Origin of the sequence: Collimonas arenae, from assembly GCF_000786695.1 — a bacterium.
Lineage (GTDB): Bacteria > Pseudomonadota > Gammaproteobacteria > Burkholderiales > Burkholderiaceae_D > Collimonas > Collimonas arenae_A.
Window position 1 is genome coordinate 50,495 of sequence record NZ_CP009962.1, and the last position, 13,574, is coordinate 64,068.

General features: G+C 57.4%; 18 protein-coding genes. 13 read left to right on the forward strand and 5 right to left on the reverse strand.

Features of this window, described 5'->3' with window-relative positions:
- Positions 1-49 precede the first annotated feature (49 nt).
- On the forward strand, positions 50-283 hold the full coding sequence (locus LT85_RS00185) for a hypothetical protein (RefSeq protein WP_038483882.1): 234 nt from the start codon (positions 50-52) through the stop codon (positions 281-283).
- A 269-nt stretch (positions 284-552) separates the two neighbouring features.
- Positions 553-873 carry a hypothetical protein gene (locus LT85_RS00190; protein WP_052134441.1) on the forward strand — a complete coding sequence of 107 codons (321 nt, stop codon included), beginning with the start codon at positions 553-555 and terminating at the stop codon, positions 871-873.
- Between the two features lie 151 nt (positions 874-1,024).
- Here LT85_RS00190 and LT85_RS00195 read toward each other — a convergent pair whose 3' ends face one another.
- Complete coding sequence (locus tag LT85_RS00195) at positions 1,025-2,059, reverse strand: LysR family transcriptional regulator (RefSeq protein ID WP_253273628.1); 1,035 nt, start codon at positions 2,057-2,059, stop codon at positions 1,025-1,027.
- Between the two features lie 99 nt (positions 2,060-2,158).
- On the opposite strand from LT85_RS00195, the gene LT85_RS00200 reads away from it, so the two are divergent.
- The 4 genes from LT85_RS00200 (at position 2,159) to LT85_RS00215 (ending at position 4,337) form a co-directional block, all read left to right on the forward strand.
- Positions 2,159-3,124 (forward strand): threo-3-hydroxy-L-aspartate ammonia-lyase, encoded by a 966-nt coding sequence (locus tag LT85_RS00200; protein WP_038483885.1) that lies wholly within the window; start codon positions 2,159-2,161, stop codon positions 3,122-3,124.
- A gap of 15 nt (positions 3,125-3,139) precedes the next feature.
- The gene (locus tag LT85_RS00205) at positions 3,140-3,532 is read left to right on the forward strand and encodes a RidA family protein (RefSeq protein WP_038483888.1); all 393 of its coding nucleotides are present in this window, start codon (positions 3,140-3,142) and stop codon (positions 3,530-3,532) included.
- A gap of 132 nt (positions 3,533-3,664) precedes the next feature.
- Positions 3,665-3,973: a hypothetical protein gene (locus LT85_RS00210; protein WP_038483891.1), complete on the forward strand. Its 309-nt coding sequence runs from the start codon at positions 3,665-3,667 to the stop codon at positions 3,971-3,973.
- Between the two features lie 169 nt (positions 3,974-4,142).
- Complete coding sequence (locus LT85_RS00215) at positions 4,143-4,337, forward strand: hypothetical protein (protein WP_038483894.1); 195 nt, start codon at positions 4,143-4,145, stop codon at positions 4,335-4,337.
- 123 nt (positions 4,338-4,460) lie between these two features.
- On the opposite strand, the gene LT85_RS00220 is transcribed toward LT85_RS00215, so the two are convergent.
- Both LT85_RS00220 and LT85_RS00225 read right to left on the reverse strand, forming a co-directional pair.
- Positions 4,461-5,492, reverse strand: coding sequence for an alpha/beta fold hydrolase (locus LT85_RS00220; RefSeq protein ID WP_038494503.1), 1,032 nt, complete (start codon positions 5,490-5,492; stop codon positions 4,461-4,463).
- A 205-nt stretch (positions 5,493-5,697) separates the two neighbouring features.
- Positions 5,698-6,024 carry a hypothetical protein gene (locus LT85_RS00225; RefSeq protein WP_038483897.1) on the reverse strand — a complete coding sequence of 109 codons (327 nt, stop codon included), beginning with the start codon at positions 6,022-6,024 and terminating at the stop codon, positions 5,698-5,700.
- 189 nt (positions 6,025-6,213) lie between these two features.
- On the opposite strand from LT85_RS00225, the gene LT85_RS00230 reads away from it, so the two are divergent.
- Complete coding sequence (locus LT85_RS00230) at positions 6,214-6,924, forward strand: alpha/beta fold hydrolase (RefSeq protein ID WP_081991857.1); 711 nt, start codon at positions 6,214-6,216, stop codon at positions 6,922-6,924.
- 63 nt (positions 6,925-6,987) lie between these two features.
- Here the strand turns inward: LT85_RS00230 and gstA are convergent, their stop codons facing one another.
- Positions 6,988-7,593, reverse strand: a complete 606-nt coding sequence (gene gstA / locus LT85_RS00235; RefSeq protein WP_038483904.1) for a glutathione transferase GstA — start codon at positions 7,591-7,593, stop codon at positions 6,988-6,990.
- Positions 7,594-7,712: 119 nt separating this feature from the next.
- On the opposite strand from gstA, the gene LT85_RS00240 reads away from it, so the two are divergent.
- From LT85_RS00240 to LT85_RS00245, 3 genes are all read left to right on the forward strand, one after another.
- On the forward strand, positions 7,713-8,075 hold the full coding sequence (locus LT85_RS00240) for a winged helix-turn-helix transcriptional regulator (protein ID WP_052134442.1): 363 nt from the start codon (positions 7,713-7,715) through the stop codon (positions 8,073-8,075).
- An 86-nt stretch (positions 8,076-8,161) separates the two neighbouring features.
- Positions 8,162-8,338, forward strand: a complete 177-nt coding sequence (locus LT85_RS26310) for a hypothetical protein (protein WP_156117380.1) — start codon at positions 8,162-8,164, stop codon at positions 8,336-8,338.
- Between the two features lie 31 nt (positions 8,339-8,369).
- Positions 8,370-8,966: an SIS domain-containing protein gene (locus LT85_RS00245; RefSeq protein ID WP_038483907.1), complete on the forward strand. Its 597-nt coding sequence runs from the start codon at positions 8,370-8,372 to the stop codon at positions 8,964-8,966.
- 156 nt (positions 8,967-9,122) lie between these two features.
- On the opposite strand, the gene LT85_RS00250 is transcribed toward LT85_RS00245, so the two are convergent.
- Entirely contained in the window at positions 9,123-9,848 is a 726-nt protein-coding gene (locus tag LT85_RS00250) for a GntR family transcriptional regulator (protein ID WP_038483910.1), read from the reverse strand.
- A gap of 262 nt (positions 9,849-10,110) precedes the next feature.
- Between LT85_RS00250 and LT85_RS00255 the strand changes: the two genes are divergently transcribed.
- From LT85_RS00255 to LT85_RS00265, 3 genes are all read left to right on the forward strand, one after another.
- The gene (locus LT85_RS00255) at positions 10,111-11,328 is read left to right on the forward strand and encodes a pyridoxal-phosphate-dependent aminotransferase family protein (RefSeq protein WP_038483913.1); all 1,218 of its coding nucleotides are present in this window, start codon (positions 10,111-10,113) and stop codon (positions 11,326-11,328) included.
- A 170-nt stretch (positions 11,329-11,498) separates the two neighbouring features.
- Entirely contained in the window at positions 11,499-12,782 is a 1,284-nt protein-coding gene (locus LT85_RS00260; RefSeq protein WP_038483916.1) for an MFS transporter, read from the forward strand.
- A 12-nt stretch (positions 12,783-12,794) separates the two neighbouring features.
- The gene (locus LT85_RS00265; protein WP_038483918.1) at positions 12,795-13,562 is read left to right on the forward strand and encodes a 2-keto-4-pentenoate hydratase; all 768 of its coding nucleotides are present in this window, start codon (positions 12,795-12,797) and stop codon (positions 13,560-13,562) included.
- The last annotated feature ends 12 nt before the right edge of the window (positions 13,563-13,574 follow it).

The following is a 13,574-nucleotide window of genomic DNA, read 5'->3' on the forward strand; positions in this document are numbered from 1 at the left end:
ATGCCGCCGCAAACGCGGATGTTAACCTCAACCATTCAAAGGATTGAACATGAAAAAGCTGCTAGGTATCGCTGCACTCCTCGTCGCATTTGCCCCATTCGCCCACGCACAGAGCGATGCTGCCAGTGTTCTGGCCGGCCATCCGGATGCACGTAACGACCGCACTACAGCCGAAGCTGCCGCACCAGCCAAGCACATGAAAAAGGCGCATCACAAAGCCGCTAAAGCCAAGGCAAAAGCTGCCGAAGCCAAGGATGCTGCTAAAGAAGCCGCTCCTAAGTAATTCGAAGCAAGTCATGCCGTGCTGCGCACGGCGATGAACCACAAACGGCCATGAGCGCGGAAAATTCCGCCCTCACGGCCGTTTGATTTATGGGCTGACGGATTACATTTTTTCTTCGCCGCGCCGTCATTTCCTGCTTATTGGCTTGCTTACGTTGGAAGTTGTAACGGCATGTAATGGTCGTCAACACGGCGGTTGCACCAGTCGTTAATTGCTCAAGACCTCGGGAAATGCCCGGGGCTAACCAAGATAACGTTAAGGTGCAAAAAATGAACAAATTAATCGCTGCTCTGATCGCTGGCCTGTTTGCAACTTCCGTTTTCGCGCAAGCTGCCGCACCCGCCCCCGCTGCTCCAACCGCGCCTGCTGCTGTAGCCGCAACCACAACCCAGGCTGTGAAAGCCGACGCCAAGGCAGCGCCAGTTGTCGCCAAAGCCAAGACTGCAAAAACCAAGGTGGCGCATAAGGCTGTAAAAGCCAAGGCGAAGACCGAGGCTAAAGTGAAAGCGCCTGTCGCCAAGGCCGAGGCTAAGACCACTACCGCGACCACGACGGAAGCGAAGGTTGGAAGCACAGTCGCTCCAAAATAAAGTGCAGCATGTCGTGCACCGCACGACGAGATTAAACATGGCGGTCATGAGGACGGAAAATACCGTTTTCATGGCCGCCAGTCATTTGGCTTCACGGATTTTTTATGCACCCGGCGGGAATGAAGCCAACGAGTCTGCGCCCTCTCAAAAATTACTGCCCACTCATCTTGAAGCCTTGCCGCATTGCTTTCGCGCGCAGCGCATCCAGCAGCATCTTGGCGCGCCGCGGCAGGCCTTTCGCGCCGTAGACCGCATGCATCTCCGGACTGTGGCCGGCCGAGGAGACCAAACGATATGCTGCGCACACTTGCACCAGCGTGCCTGCTTCAATCGCCGGTTGCGCCACCCAGCTCGCCAGCCGCCCTATTCCCACGCCTGCGCATACCGCCTCATACAGTCCGCTACCGGAATTGATCCGATGTTCTGCCTGCATGCGCATCCTCATGGTGCGCGAGGCCGACTTGAAATACCAGTCTTTCAAAATGCGCGGCGCGGTATGCAGCACCATGGCGTGTGCGCTCAATTCCTCCGGCTCGGCCGGCGTTCCGCGTTGTTCCAGATAGCGGGGGCTGGCGCACAAGATGCGGTCGTATTGCCATAGCGGATAACCGATCAGCTCGCTGGAAACCGGATAGGCGCCGCGGATGGCAAAGTCCAGATTTTCCTGGATCGGGTCGATGGCGGCGTCCGTATAGAGCACATCCACCCGGATATCCGGAAACTCGCGCGTCAGGATGCCGATTTGCTCGGGCAGGAAAAAGCGGCTGCAAATTTCCGGCGCGGAAAAGCGGATCCATCCTTTGGGATCCGATTGCAGGCCGGAGATTTCTTCTTCTGCCTGCGCCTGGACTGCCAGCATCTTCCTCGCAAAATCATAATAAATTTCGCCGGCGCTGGTTAAGCTCAGCAGCTTGTGCGAGCGCTGCAAGAGTTGGGTGCCTAGTTGTTCTTCCAGCGCTTGCAGGGATCGCGTGGCGGCGCTGGGGGAGATGCCCAGGTGCCGGGCCGCCGTCACAAAGCTATGCTTGTCGACGACGGCGCAAAACACCTTGAGTTCCCATAACGTTCTTCCTTGCATCTCTTCGCTCCCTGTTCTGTTGTCGCCGCTATGGATGATAGCAAGCAAAACGTCCAGTCTTGCCGGGTTTGCAGGAATGACGACGATTTCTGCAACAAGGTATTGCATTGAATTTCGCCGCATGGGTTCTACACTTGTCGTATCCCACAGTTGTATTTCATTCGTATTTCATTCGTATTTCATTCCAGACACGCACGAGAGCCCTGCATGCACACCGCCGATAACCTGACCTTCAGTGATATACAAGCAGCCGCACAAAGAATAAAAGGCCATGCGCACCGTACGCCGGTGATGACGTCGGCCACAGCCAATGCGCTTACTGGCGCTGAACTGTTTTTCAAATGCGAGAATTTCCAGCGTATCGGCGCCTTCAAGTTCCGTGGCGCCTTCAATGCGCTGTCGCGGTTTTCTGAAGAGCAGCGGCGCAATGGCGTGTTGACGTACTCCTCCGGCAACCATGCGCAAGCCATCGCGCTGGCCGCCAGGCTGCTGAAAATACGCGCCGTGATCATCATGCCAGAAGATGCGCCGGTGTTGAAAATCCAGGCCACCAAAGGCTATGGCGCCGAGGTGCTGACCTACAACCGCTATACCGAAAACCGCGAAGAAATCGGCCGCAAGCTGGCGCAGGAAAGGAACATGACCTTGATCCCGCCCTATGACCATCCGGATGTCATTTGCGGCCAGGGCACGGCGGCCATGGAATTGTTTGAAGAAGTGGGCGAGCTCGATGTGTTGCTGGTGTGCCTGGGCGGCGGCGGCTTGTTGGCGGGATCGGCGTTGGCGGCGTCGGGCCTCAGTCCTCATTGCAAGGTGATCGGGGTAGAGCCAGAGCTGGGCGACGACGGCCGGCAGTCTTTCCGCAAGGGAGAGATCGTGCATATCGATGTACCCGACACCATCGCCGACGGTGCTAAGGTAACGCATGTCGGCAGCCATAATTTTGCAGTGATCCAGAAGCATGTCGCAGATATCGTCACAGTGTCGGATGCGCAGTTGATTTCGGCGATGAAATTCTTTGCCGAGAGAATGAAGATGGTAGTGGAACCTACCGGCTGCCTGGCTGCCGCGGCAGCGTTTAACCAGGTCTGGCCCGTGACGGGGAAAAGAGTCGGCGTCATTCTCAGCGGCGGCAACGTCGATTTGCAATCCTTCGCGCAATTCATCTCCTAGGCAACAATCGACATCATGAACATCATCCATACCGATGCCGCGCCGACGCCGCGCGGCCACTACTCGCAAGCCGTTGAACACAATGGCCTGGTGTTTGTTTCCGGCATGTTGCCGGAGCTAGGCGTGATCGATCCCGGCACCCACGATTTCATGCAGCAGGCCGAAGCGGTGCTGCGCCAATGCGAGGCGGTGCTGGCCGCTGCGGGCTGTCGCTATGCCGATGTGGTGCAGGCAACTGTGTATCTGGTCGGCGTGGAAAATTGGGCTGTCTTCAACGATGTGTACAGCCGTTTTCTTGGCACGCATAAACCGGCGCGGGTGGTGGTGCCGGTACCGGCCTTGCATCATGGTTACGCTGTGGAATTGCAGCTGATCGCAGCGTTGCCGAATGGGCGCAATGCAATGTGATATTTCAACTTGATATCTAGCAAATTGTAACGGTATGTAATGGTCGTCAACATAGCCGTTGCACCAGTCGTTAATTGCTCAAGACCTCGGGAAATGCCTGGGGCTAACCAAGATAACCTTAAGGTGCAAAAAATGAACAAATTAATCGCTGCTCTGATCGCTGGCCTGTTTGCAACTTCCGTTTTCGCGCAAGCTGCTGCACCAGCACCTGCTGCTCCAACGGCCCCTGCCGCTGCAGCCGCAACCACTACCCAGGCTGTGAAAGCTGACGCCAAGACAGAAGCCAAGGTTGCGCCGGCTAAAGTCAAAGCCAAGGCCGCAAAGACCAAGGTTGCCAAGAAAACGGTAAAGGCCAAGGAAAAAACCAAGGCGCCTGAAGCGAAGGCCGATGTCAAGGCGCCGGAAGCAAAGGCTGCCGCCAGCGCCACTGTCACAAAATAAAGTGCTGCATGTCGTGCGCTCCACGACTATGATGAACATGGCGGCCATGAATGCGGGAAATACCGCAGTCATGGCCGCCATGGCGCGTGGCAGGAAAGAGCGCGCCGAACCGGCAGCACCTTTTTGCAGTTAAAAATTCTGTTGTTCGCTATTTTTTGAGGAGTTGGTTATGGGTATTCTGGAAGAAGTCATTGGCGCCGTGGTGGCCGTTGAGGGTGTCAAGAAGTTGGATCCTAATGCATCCGTCTTGACTGAAGGTATTGCCGCTGTCGCCGGCTACAAGGGTGTAGAAGCAGTGACCGAACACCTGGAAAACAAAGAAGAAGAAAACAAAGAGGGCGATGTCCCTGATCAGCCAGCTTAATTTGCCGGCGATGTAGAAAAATGATGGAATTTTCTCAATTGAGAAAATTCCATTTTTTTTGCCTTTTCAGTTTTGCAGTTTTGCAGCTCTTTTAGTTTTTCTTTTTTCTTATCTTCACATCAGTCACGGCAATTGCGGACAAGCCGCAGGCAATTGTTGTCCAAACAAGACCGCCTGCCCGCATGCCGATCCGTACATGCCGCGGCCGTCATGGCCGATGCCCGGCACTTCCACCACGCTCTGATTAAGCCCCGCCGTATGCCTTCCTTGCATATAGTTGAAATAGGCCAGGCCGCGCGCCAGCCGGTACGGGCCTTGCGCCATGGCGGGACAGGAGCGGTCGATGAAGTGAGTGTACGGATTGGTATCGGCCATCCCCAGCAGATAGGTCACCTTGCGTGCGGCGTAGCGCGCTTCGATGCTGCCCAGATCTTGTTCCGAGACATAGGCCGGTAGCTGTTCCATGCCATATTTCCAGCGATTCACATGCGGACATGAGGCGGTGACGGCGGCTTGGAAATGACCATCCGCGTCGGGCCGGTGGTTATCGAAATACAGATAGGTTGATGGGTTGGCCACGACATAACGCACCTTGATTCCGGCCTTGACCAGGACCGCTTCTGCCCGGCCGGCAACGGCATAGCGCTGCACAATCTGGGCGCCGGCGGAATGACCCGAGACCACCACTTCAGCCAGGGCTGGATAGAGAGTGCGGTCGGTGAAATGTTCGAGCAGGGCATCCATGGCGCTGAAGGAGCTGACAGGCGCAGGGCTCAAGGCAGGTTCGCCGCCCTTCCAGCCCTCCTGGCTCCAGGCCAGCGTGTCGGGCGCGAGCTTGAACGCCTGGACGTCTGCCGGCGTCAGGAACTGCGGCGCCACTACCAGGCTGCCAGCGCCTGCCGCACCGGCTTCCTCGACCGCACGGAGACCGTCGGCAAAATAGACATCGGCGTTGCGCAATGTGCCGTGCACCACAATCAATATCCGTTTCACCTCAGGCGCTGCAGTACTGAGCGAGTGGTCGGCATAGACCGGCAGCACGCCGCTGCCTTGCGGAGTCTTTACGGCAAGGCGCTGATCGGCGACTTTTTTGACGGGCGCGTCCAGCACGGATGCTTCTTTCGCGAAGGCGTCGTACGGCTGGGTTGCGAGCATGCCGCCAAGAAAAAGCGTAAGGGTAAATGCGGCATTAAATGTGGCAATAAATTTGACAATATTTGCTGATCGGCTGGCGGGCATGAAAATTCCCAAAAAGAACTAGACCAGGCCGATTCTGGCACGAATACCGGGCAGGCGTGAAGCGGCTGGTTTTGTTATTACAAGCCGAACTGCCCCGCACACCTGACGGTTAAATCCGGATTCAGGTTGAGATATCGATCGCCTGGTAGTTGCCTAGATCGGCCTGGATGCCAAGCCGGTTGAACATCACTTGTGGATGAAAGTCAGTCTTGGCATGCAGTTTCTGTACTTCGATCTTGGCGGCTTCGATGGAGGCCAGGTCTGACCATCCCAGTACCGTAACGTAGTTGTACGATCCCGGACCCGAAGTCTGTTCCAGCACCAGCTCTTGCGTGCAACCGGGCAAGGAGCGCAGCAACGCATGCGTAGTGCGCACCTTGGCCAGGAATTCCTGTTGCGCTGTTTCAGGAACGATGAATTTGTCTACTCGGTAAATCTGGGAAGTCATTGTGAGCTCTCCGCTTGGTTTCGACTGAGGCGCAACACGTATATACGCATTCGCGCAGTAACGATCAATTGCCGGAGTCGAGTGTAAAACCTCAAGTTAACTTGAGGTCAAGTGGAAAAAGAAAAAAGATTTTGGCCAGCTTAAATTCAGGTAACGTTACGTTCCCTGCTATCGCCTCATTACCTGATCATGCAAGCAATAGAGTCGTTTGACGTTCCCTATGAAAATACCGTCCTGAAAGGCGATTTTCTTGAGTCGACATCCGCCAGCCATATTTTGCTGTTGCATGGCGCGGGTGTCAGTTCGCGCGCTACCGCGATGCGTTCCGGCCTGCGTCCGGCGCTACAGCAACGCGGCGTTGCCACGACGTCTTTCGATTGCATCGGCCATGGCGACACCGGTGGTGCGTTATTGGATTCTTCGCTGAGCAGCCGCACGCGCCAGGCGGAGGCCGTGATCGCGGCAAGAAAGCTGGCCGAGCCGTTGGTGATTTGCGGCACCAGCATGGGTGCGTATAACGCCATTCGACTCACGCAAAAATACCAGGTCACCGGCTTGATCCTGATCGTGCCGGGCGTCTATACGCCGGCTGCATATGGGCTGCCGTTCGGGCCGCAATTTTCCGAGGTAATCCGCCGCGACCGCAGCTGGGCCGATAGCGATGCCTGGTCGATTCTCCGGAAGTTCAAGGGAGACCTGCTGGTGATCGCCGCCGAGCATGATGCCGTCATACCTCTGGAAATACCGGACCGCCTGCTGTTGTCCGCACAGCAGGCGCGTTCGCGCCGGCTACGGGTGGTGGCAGGCACGGACCACAGCCACCTGTTCCCGCTGGTGGCGGCAGAACGTCCGGCGGAATTCGATGCGTTGATGACGATGATGGTTGATTGCGGCAGATAGGGCGCAGAACACTGAAGCCTGGCCATAGCCATTACCAGGCCGGTCTGAGGGGGGCTCGCATCGTTATGCCAGGGCTTCCGCAGCCAGCGCCGCCTTTACCGACTCGCGCGAACCGATGCGCTCCATATAGCCGGCGATGGCCGGCCATTGCGCAAGATCGATCGAAAAAAACACCGCCCAGCGCAGCACCGTGAACAGATAGGCGTCGGCCACGCTGAATTGCGCGCCGAGCAGGTAATCCTGTTGCGCCAGTGTGGCGTCTATCTGCCCCAACCGCTTGAGCAGCTTGTCCCTGAAGATGGCTTTGACCTCTGCGGGAATCGCCGCATTGAATAGCGGGCTCATCCCCGCGTGGATTTCGCTGCTGATGAAATTCAGCGCTTCCTGCAGGCGTATGCGTTCCCAACTGCCGTTCGGCGGCGCCAGTTTTGCTTCCGGCTTGAGGTCGGCCAGGTATTGGACTATCGCAGGACCTTCCGTCAGCACCGCGCCGTTATCCAGCTGCAATGCCGCCACATAGCCTTTCGGATTGATCGCCAGGAAGTCGCCGCCATCGGCGGTTTTCTTGGTCTTGTTGTCGACCTTGACCAGTTCAAACGGCAGGCCCAGTTCGCGCAGCACGATGTGCGGCGAGAGCGAACAGGTAGCGGGGGCAAAATACAATTTCATGCAAATCTCCTGTGCAGCCGCGCCAAGCGCGGAATGAGGAGAGTATGGTGATGGCAGTTACTATTGTAAAGAAGGCAGAAATTTGTTATATAGGTACATAAATTATACTTAGGTTCCGTATGAAGAAGAACGTCTCCGGTTGTTCGGTAGAGGAAGCCATGCTGTTGCTGGGCGGGCGCTGGCGCTTGTTGCTTGTGTCCTACCTGCTGGATGGCCCCAAGCGCTTCAACGATTTACGCCGCGACATGCCGAATATCTCGCAGCGCATGCTGACGCTGGATTTGCGAGCGCTGGAAGCGGCCGGACTGGTGTTGCGCACCGTCTATGCCGAGGTGCCGGTCAAGGTGGAATATTGCCTTACCGCCGAAGGTCAGCGTCTGCGCAAGGTGGTGGCTGTGGTGCAAGAGTTCGGTTTATGGCTGAAAGAAGAACATTTGCCGGCAACGCAAACCAAGGCTTCTGTACATGAACCAGCGCTATAGCTAGTATGATTCAGGGATGCCGCCAGCCGGAACGTTTCGGCTGAGGGGATGTCAGTCAGGGTACCCATTTGATTCATGAGACCACGATGCGCTTATTCTTTTTCGTTATGACCAGCTTTCTCCTTGTTGCCTGCGGTCACATTGCGCCGAATGGCGACAGCAGCTCCAGTGGTAGTACTAGCAGCAGCGGCAACATCAGCGGCAGCAGCATCACCCCTTACGGCGTGATCGATACCGGCGTGACCCGCACTATCAACCGTTAACCCTCACCAACATTCACACGGAGTTTTCAAATTGAAGCAACACATCAATGCAAGCCTGGTCGAAGCACAGCAATCACTGAATGCCCTGCTCGCCAATCCGACAGCGCTGGACGCGATTGAACAAGCGGGCCGCTTGCTGATCGATGTGTTCGAGCGCAAGGGACGTGTGTATTCTTGCGGCAACGGCGGCTCGATGTGCGACGCCATGCACTTCGCCGAGGAACTGACCGGCCGCTACCGTCTCGACCGCGCCGCGCTTGGCGCTACCGCGATCAGCGATGCCGGGCACCTGACCTGCGTCGGCAACGACCATGGCTACGAACAGGTTTTTTCGCGCTACCTGGAAGGCCACGGCCGTCCCGGCGATTGTCTGCTGGCGCTAAGCACCAGCGGCACCAGCAAGAACATCATCCGGGCGGCGCAGACTGCGCAATCGCTGGGGATGAGCGTCATCATCTTGTCGGGCAAGCAGAGCGAGGTATTGTCCGCGCTCGTCAGCGTTTATATCTGCACGCCGGGCGGTACTTTTGCAGATCGCGTGCAAGAGTTGCACATCAAGGTTTTGCACATTTTGATCGAGCTGGTCGAGCGGCATTTTTTTCCGGAAAATTACGCCGTAAAACCGTAATCGTGGCGCTGGCCGCGAATCTCCAGGCACCGCTACGCCGGCCTCCGGTGCGGGTTTCCGACGCCTGCCAACGCGCCCGTGAAATTGTGACGGCGCGGCCGCAAGAGGTATCCGCGGTTGTGGACAAGCGCGTGAAAGCCTATCTCACTGCCTGATTCAAGCCTGCGGTTCGGGCGGGCTTTCCGCCGGCAAGGCTGCTGCGCTGAGCACGGCGTCGCGCTTGTCCAGCAAATGCTGGCGCAGCACTGTTGCCAGGCGTTTGCCGTCGCGCGCTTCCAGCGCTTTCACCATTTCATCATGGTCATGCGCGGCGCTATCCCATTTGTGCGGCTGGAAATTCGATTTGAAGCGCAGGGCTTGCAGCCGCCGGTTCAGGGTCAGGTAAGTCTGGCGCAGCACGGAATTGCGCGCAGCGTCATTGATCTTGTCGTGGATTGCCTGGTTGCGGCTGTAGTAGCCGGGCAGGTCGTTTTGCGCCTTGCAGGCCAGCATCGCATAGTGCAAGGCCTTGATTTCCGCCAGCTCGACCGGCGTGATGCGGTCGCAAGCCAGCTCGCCTGACATCGCCTCCAGGCCGCTCATCAATTCAAAGGTTTCCCAGATTTCCGTTTCCGACATCTTCGATACCGAAGCGCCGCGGTTCGGCGAAATCTCTATCAGGCCTTCGGCCGCCAATACCTTCAGCGCTTCGCGCAACGGCGTACGTGAAATGCCGAGGGTTTCGCATAACTCCCGCTCATTGAGCTTGGTTCCCGGCGTCAGCACCGCTTCGACGATCAGGTTGCGCAGGTGGTCGACCACCGTGTCATGCAAGCGCTGACGTTCCAGTTTCGGCACCAGCGGCGCAGCTTTTGTTTCTTCGCCAATTATCGCATTTTGCATTCAAAATCCTTTTTTACGCGCTCGTCGTTATTTTAACATCAAACAGGGCACCCAAGAATCCTTGTCTCCCAGCATGGGTATTTGAATGCAAAGACGCATAAATCTACCGTAAATGCGCAAATAATGGCACTTTCAGAGCTTTTTCTCGCCATAAAAGCCGATGACGCAAGTCAAGTAATCGCAAAAAAACGCTTTACGGCGGACATGTCGACTGCTAAAGTATTTTGAATGCAAAATACAATTTGTTCAAAAGGAGGCATAAATGTTAACCCTAGACTTTCATCCAGCCGGCCGTCATTTCCTGCAAATCCCGGGACCGAGCCCGGTGCCGGATCGCATCTTGCGGGCCATGAGCTACCCCACCATCGACCACCGCGGCCCCGAATTCGGCGCCCTCGGTTTACAGGTGCTGGCTGGCATCAAGAAGATTTTCAAGACCGAGCAGCCGGTGGTGATCTACCCGGCGTCCGGCACTGGCGCCTGGGAAGCGGCGCTGACGAATACCTTGAGCGCGGGCGATACGGTGCTGATGTATGAGACCGGCCATTTCGCCACGCTGTGGAAGAAAATGGCTGAAGCGCTGGGCTTGAAGCCGGAGTTTCTCGGCTTGCCGGGCATTCAGGGCTGGCGTCATGGGGTGCAGGCGGAGCGCATCGAAGAGCGCTTGCGCAACGACAGGGAACACCAGATCAAGGCCGTATGCGTGGTGCATAACGAAACTTCGACCGGCGTCACCTCCGATATCGCGGCAGTGCGCAAGGCGATCGACGCCGCCGGTCATCCGGCTTTGCTGATCGTCGATACGATCTCCGGGCTGGCGTCGGCGGATTACCGTCATGACGAATGGGGCGTCGACGTGACTGTCTCCGGTTCGCAAAAGGGTTTGATGCTGCCGCCCGGGATCAGCTTCAACGCCGTATCTAAAAAAGCCATCGAAGCCAGCAAGACGGCAAAGCTGCCGCGCGCGTTCTGGGGCTGGAGCGAAATCATTGAAATGAACGCCACCGGTTACTGGCCCTATACCCCCAACACCAATTTGCTGTACGGCTTGTCGGAAGCGCTGGACATGATCCTGGGCGAAGGGCTGGAAAACGTATTCGCGCGTCACCAGCGTCTGGCCGGCGCATGTCGCGCCGCGGTGCGCGCCTGGGGCCTGGAGATCCAGTGTGCCGATCCTGCGTTGTACTCGCCGGTGCTGACCGGCGTCATGACGCCGCCTGGCTTCGATGCCGATGCGATCCGCAAGACCATCTATGAAAACTTCAACATGTCGCTTGGCACCGGTCTTGGAAAAATGAAGGGTGGCATGTTCCGTATCGGCCATCTGGGCGAAGCCAACGACCTGACCTTGATGGCGACGCTGGCCGGTTGTGAAATGGGGTTGAAGCTGGCGGGCGTTCCGCTGTCGGCCAGCGGTGTTGTTGCGGCGATGGACAACCTTGGCGCGCAAAAAAGCAAGCCGGTATTGAAGGCCGCATGAGTTGATTTGATGCCGGCCAGGACCGGCGCGACAGGTAGTTGAACAAGAACGGCTGGATCCGCTGCCGCCCGGTAGCGGATCGGCCCTGCATCGTCCCGCAGAGGATGGGCCGGGCCATGGATGCGTGTGCGTCCTTCAGTGCTTGGCACCCCTACATAATGGAGACAACCATGAAGCACCTGCGTTTGCGCGCGACCACCGTCGTGTTGATCATGTTATGCCTGATGTATTTCATTACCTATCTGGACCGCGTCAATGTCAGCACCGCCGCAGCCGGCTTCGCTAAGGAATTCGATCTATCGAAAACCGAAATCGGCCTGGTGTTCTCGGCATTCGCCTATCCCTACCTGGTGTTCCAGATTATCGGCGGCTGGGTCAGCGACAAATTCGGCGCTAAACGTACCCTGATCTACTGCGGCATATTGTGGGGCATCGCCACCATCCTGACCGGTTTTGCCGGCGGCCTGTTTTCGTTGCTGATGGCGCGCTTGCTACTGGGCCTAGGCGAAGGCGCTACCTTTCCTGCCGCCACTACCGCCATGTCGCGCTGGGTGGCCAAGGAAAATCGGGGTTTCGCCCAAGGCATCACGCACGCATTTGCCCGCATCGGCAATGCGGTGGCGCCGGCGTTGGTGGTGTTCATCATGGCAGTGCATGGCTGGCGGGAATCGTTTTACATTTTCGGCGTGTTCAGCCTTATATGGGTGCTGGTCTGGGCCTTCGTGTTTACCGAACATCCGGAAAAACATCCGCGCATCACAACCGAAGAACTGGCGGTCCTGCCGCAAGGCAAGAAGAATACGCCAAAAATTCCCTGGGGGCCGCTGTTCAAGCGCATGCTGCCGGTGACTATCGTCTACTTCTGCTACGGCTGGACCTTGTGGCTGTTTTTGAGCTGGATTCCGCAATATTTCCTGCATAGCTACGATCTGGATATCAAGAAATCCGCGCTGTTTGCCTCCAGCGTGTTCTTCGCCGGCGTGGTGGGCGATACCCTTGGCGGCATCGTCAGCGACAAGATCCTGAAACGCACCGGCAACCTGAAGCGGGCGCGCAGCCAGATGGTGTCGGTCTGCATGTTGTTGACCTTGCTGTCGTTGCTGCCGCTGATGTTTACCCACAATGTCTACATCTCGATATTGTCCCTCAGCGCCGGTTTCTTTTTCGCCGAAATGACTATCGGGCCGATGTGGGCCATCCCGATGGATATCGCGCCGCAATATTCCGGCACCGCTAGCGGCATGATGAATACCGGTTCGGCGCTGGCCGCGATCATTTCGCCGGTATTGTCCGGTTACCTGATCGATCGCTTCGGCAATTGGGAGCTGCCGTTTGTCGGCAGCATGATCCTGATGGGCTTTGGCGTGTTCCTGGCGTTCCGCATGCAACCTGACAGCAAATTCGAACAAGGCGCCGCGGCCAACGCCCCGGCCACCGCCAAAGCCGGCGCATAGGAGAGCAGACAGATGACCGCATCAACTTCACCGCAGCAAGAACTGGCGGCGCTGCTTAGCAAAGCCTACGGCGACCGCATCGCGCTCGAATGCATACCGGCGGAACTGGAGCCCGGCAGCAGCGAACAAGCCTATCAGGTGCAATCGGCCATGCTGGCGTACAGGCAAGCCAGGATAGGCGGCTGGAAGGTCGGCGCCAGATCGGCCGATGGTCCGGTGCAGGGAGCGCCGTTGCCGGCGGAACGCATCTATTCCGCCACGTCGGTGATCGAGCGCGGCGACTATCCGGTGCTGGGTATCGAGCTGGAAATCATGTTCTGCTTCGACCGGGATATCGAACCCGGTGACGCACCGTTGACGCCTGCGCAGGTGCTGCGCAACGTGGGCGCGATGGCGGCATCGATCGAAATCGTCTCCAGCCGCATCGGCGGCTGGCCGGAAGTGCCGAAATTGCTGCAGCTGGCGGATTTGCAGAACCACGGCGCCTTGATTGGCGGTGAATTCATCGGCTATGACGCCGGTTTTCCGTTTACCAATCCCGTGGCGCATCTGACGCTGGGCGGCCGCGATATCTTCAACGGCAACGGCAGCAATCCGGCTGGCGATCCGCGCCGGTTATTGACATGGTTGGTGCAGCACTGCAGCGCGCAAGGTATCGCCATTCCTCGCGGTACGGTGATTACTACGGGTTCCTATACCGGCATGCATTTTCCGGATGAACCCGGGCTGGTCATCGGCCAGATTGCGGGATTGCCACCGATTCATTTCGAATTGGCCTGATTGTTGGCCTGA

Bases quoted from the DNA above. Each gene is read 5' to 3' on its own strand.
- LT85_RS00220 (WP_038494503.1), bottom strand. From the start codon at position 5,492: ATGCTCGCAACCCAGCCGTACGACGCCTTCGCGAAAGAAGCATCCGTG.
- LT85_RS00215 (WP_038483894.1), top strand. From the start codon at position 4,143: ATGGGTATTCTGGAAGAAGTCATTGGCGCCGTGGTGGCCGTTGAGGGT.
- LT85_RS00260 (WP_038483916.1), top strand. From the start codon at position 11,499: ATGAAGCACCTGCGTTTGCGCGCGACCACCGTCGTGTTGATCATGTTA.
- LT85_RS00200 (WP_038483885.1), top strand. From the start codon at position 2,159: ATGCACACCGCCGATAACCTGACCTTCAGTGATATACAAGCAGCCGCA.
- LT85_RS00185 (WP_038483882.1), top strand. From the start codon at position 50: ATGAAAAAGCTGCTAGGTATCGCTGCACTCCTCGTCGCATTTGCCCCA.
- LT85_RS00190 (WP_052134441.1), top strand. From the start codon at position 553: ATGAACAAATTAATCGCTGCTCTGATCGCTGGCCTGTTTGCAACTTCC.
- LT85_RS00210 (WP_038483891.1), top strand. From the start codon at position 3,665: ATGAACAAATTAATCGCTGCTCTGATCGCTGGCCTGTTTGCAACTTCC.
- LT85_RS00225 (WP_038483897.1), bottom strand. From the start codon at position 6,024: ATGACTTCCCAGATTTACCGAGTAGACAAATTCATCGTTCCTGAAACA.
- gstA (WP_038483904.1), bottom strand. From the start codon at position 7,593: ATGAAATTGTATTTTGCCCCCGCTACCTGTTCGCTCTCGCCGCACATC.
- LT85_RS00250 (WP_038483910.1), bottom strand. From the start codon at position 9,848: ATGCAAAATGCGATAATTGGCGAAGAAACAAAAGCTGCGCCGCTGGTG.
- LT85_RS00265 (WP_038483918.1), top strand. From the start codon at position 12,795: ATGACCGCATCAACTTCACCGCAGCAAGAACTGGCGGCGCTGCTTAGC.
- LT85_RS00195 (WP_253273628.1), bottom strand. From the start codon at position 2,059: ATGCAATACCTTGTTGCAGAAATCGTCGTCATTCCTGCAAACCCGGCA.
- LT85_RS00205 (WP_038483888.1), top strand. From the start codon at position 3,140: ATGAACATCATCCATACCGATGCCGCGCCGACGCCGCGCGGCCACTAC.
- LT85_RS26310 (WP_156117380.1), top strand. From the start codon at position 8,162: ATGCGCTTATTCTTTTTCGTTATGACCAGCTTTCTCCTTGTTGCCTGC.
- LT85_RS00255 (WP_038483913.1), top strand. From the start codon at position 10,111: ATGTTAACCCTAGACTTTCATCCAGCCGGCCGTCATTTCCTGCAAATC.
- LT85_RS00230 (WP_081991857.1), top strand. From the start codon at position 6,214: ATGCAAGCAATAGAGTCGTTTGACGTTCCCTATGAAAATACCGTCCTG.
- LT85_RS00240 (WP_052134442.1), top strand. From the start codon at position 7,713: ATGAAGAAGAACGTCTCCGGTTGTTCGGTAGAGGAAGCCATGCTGTTG.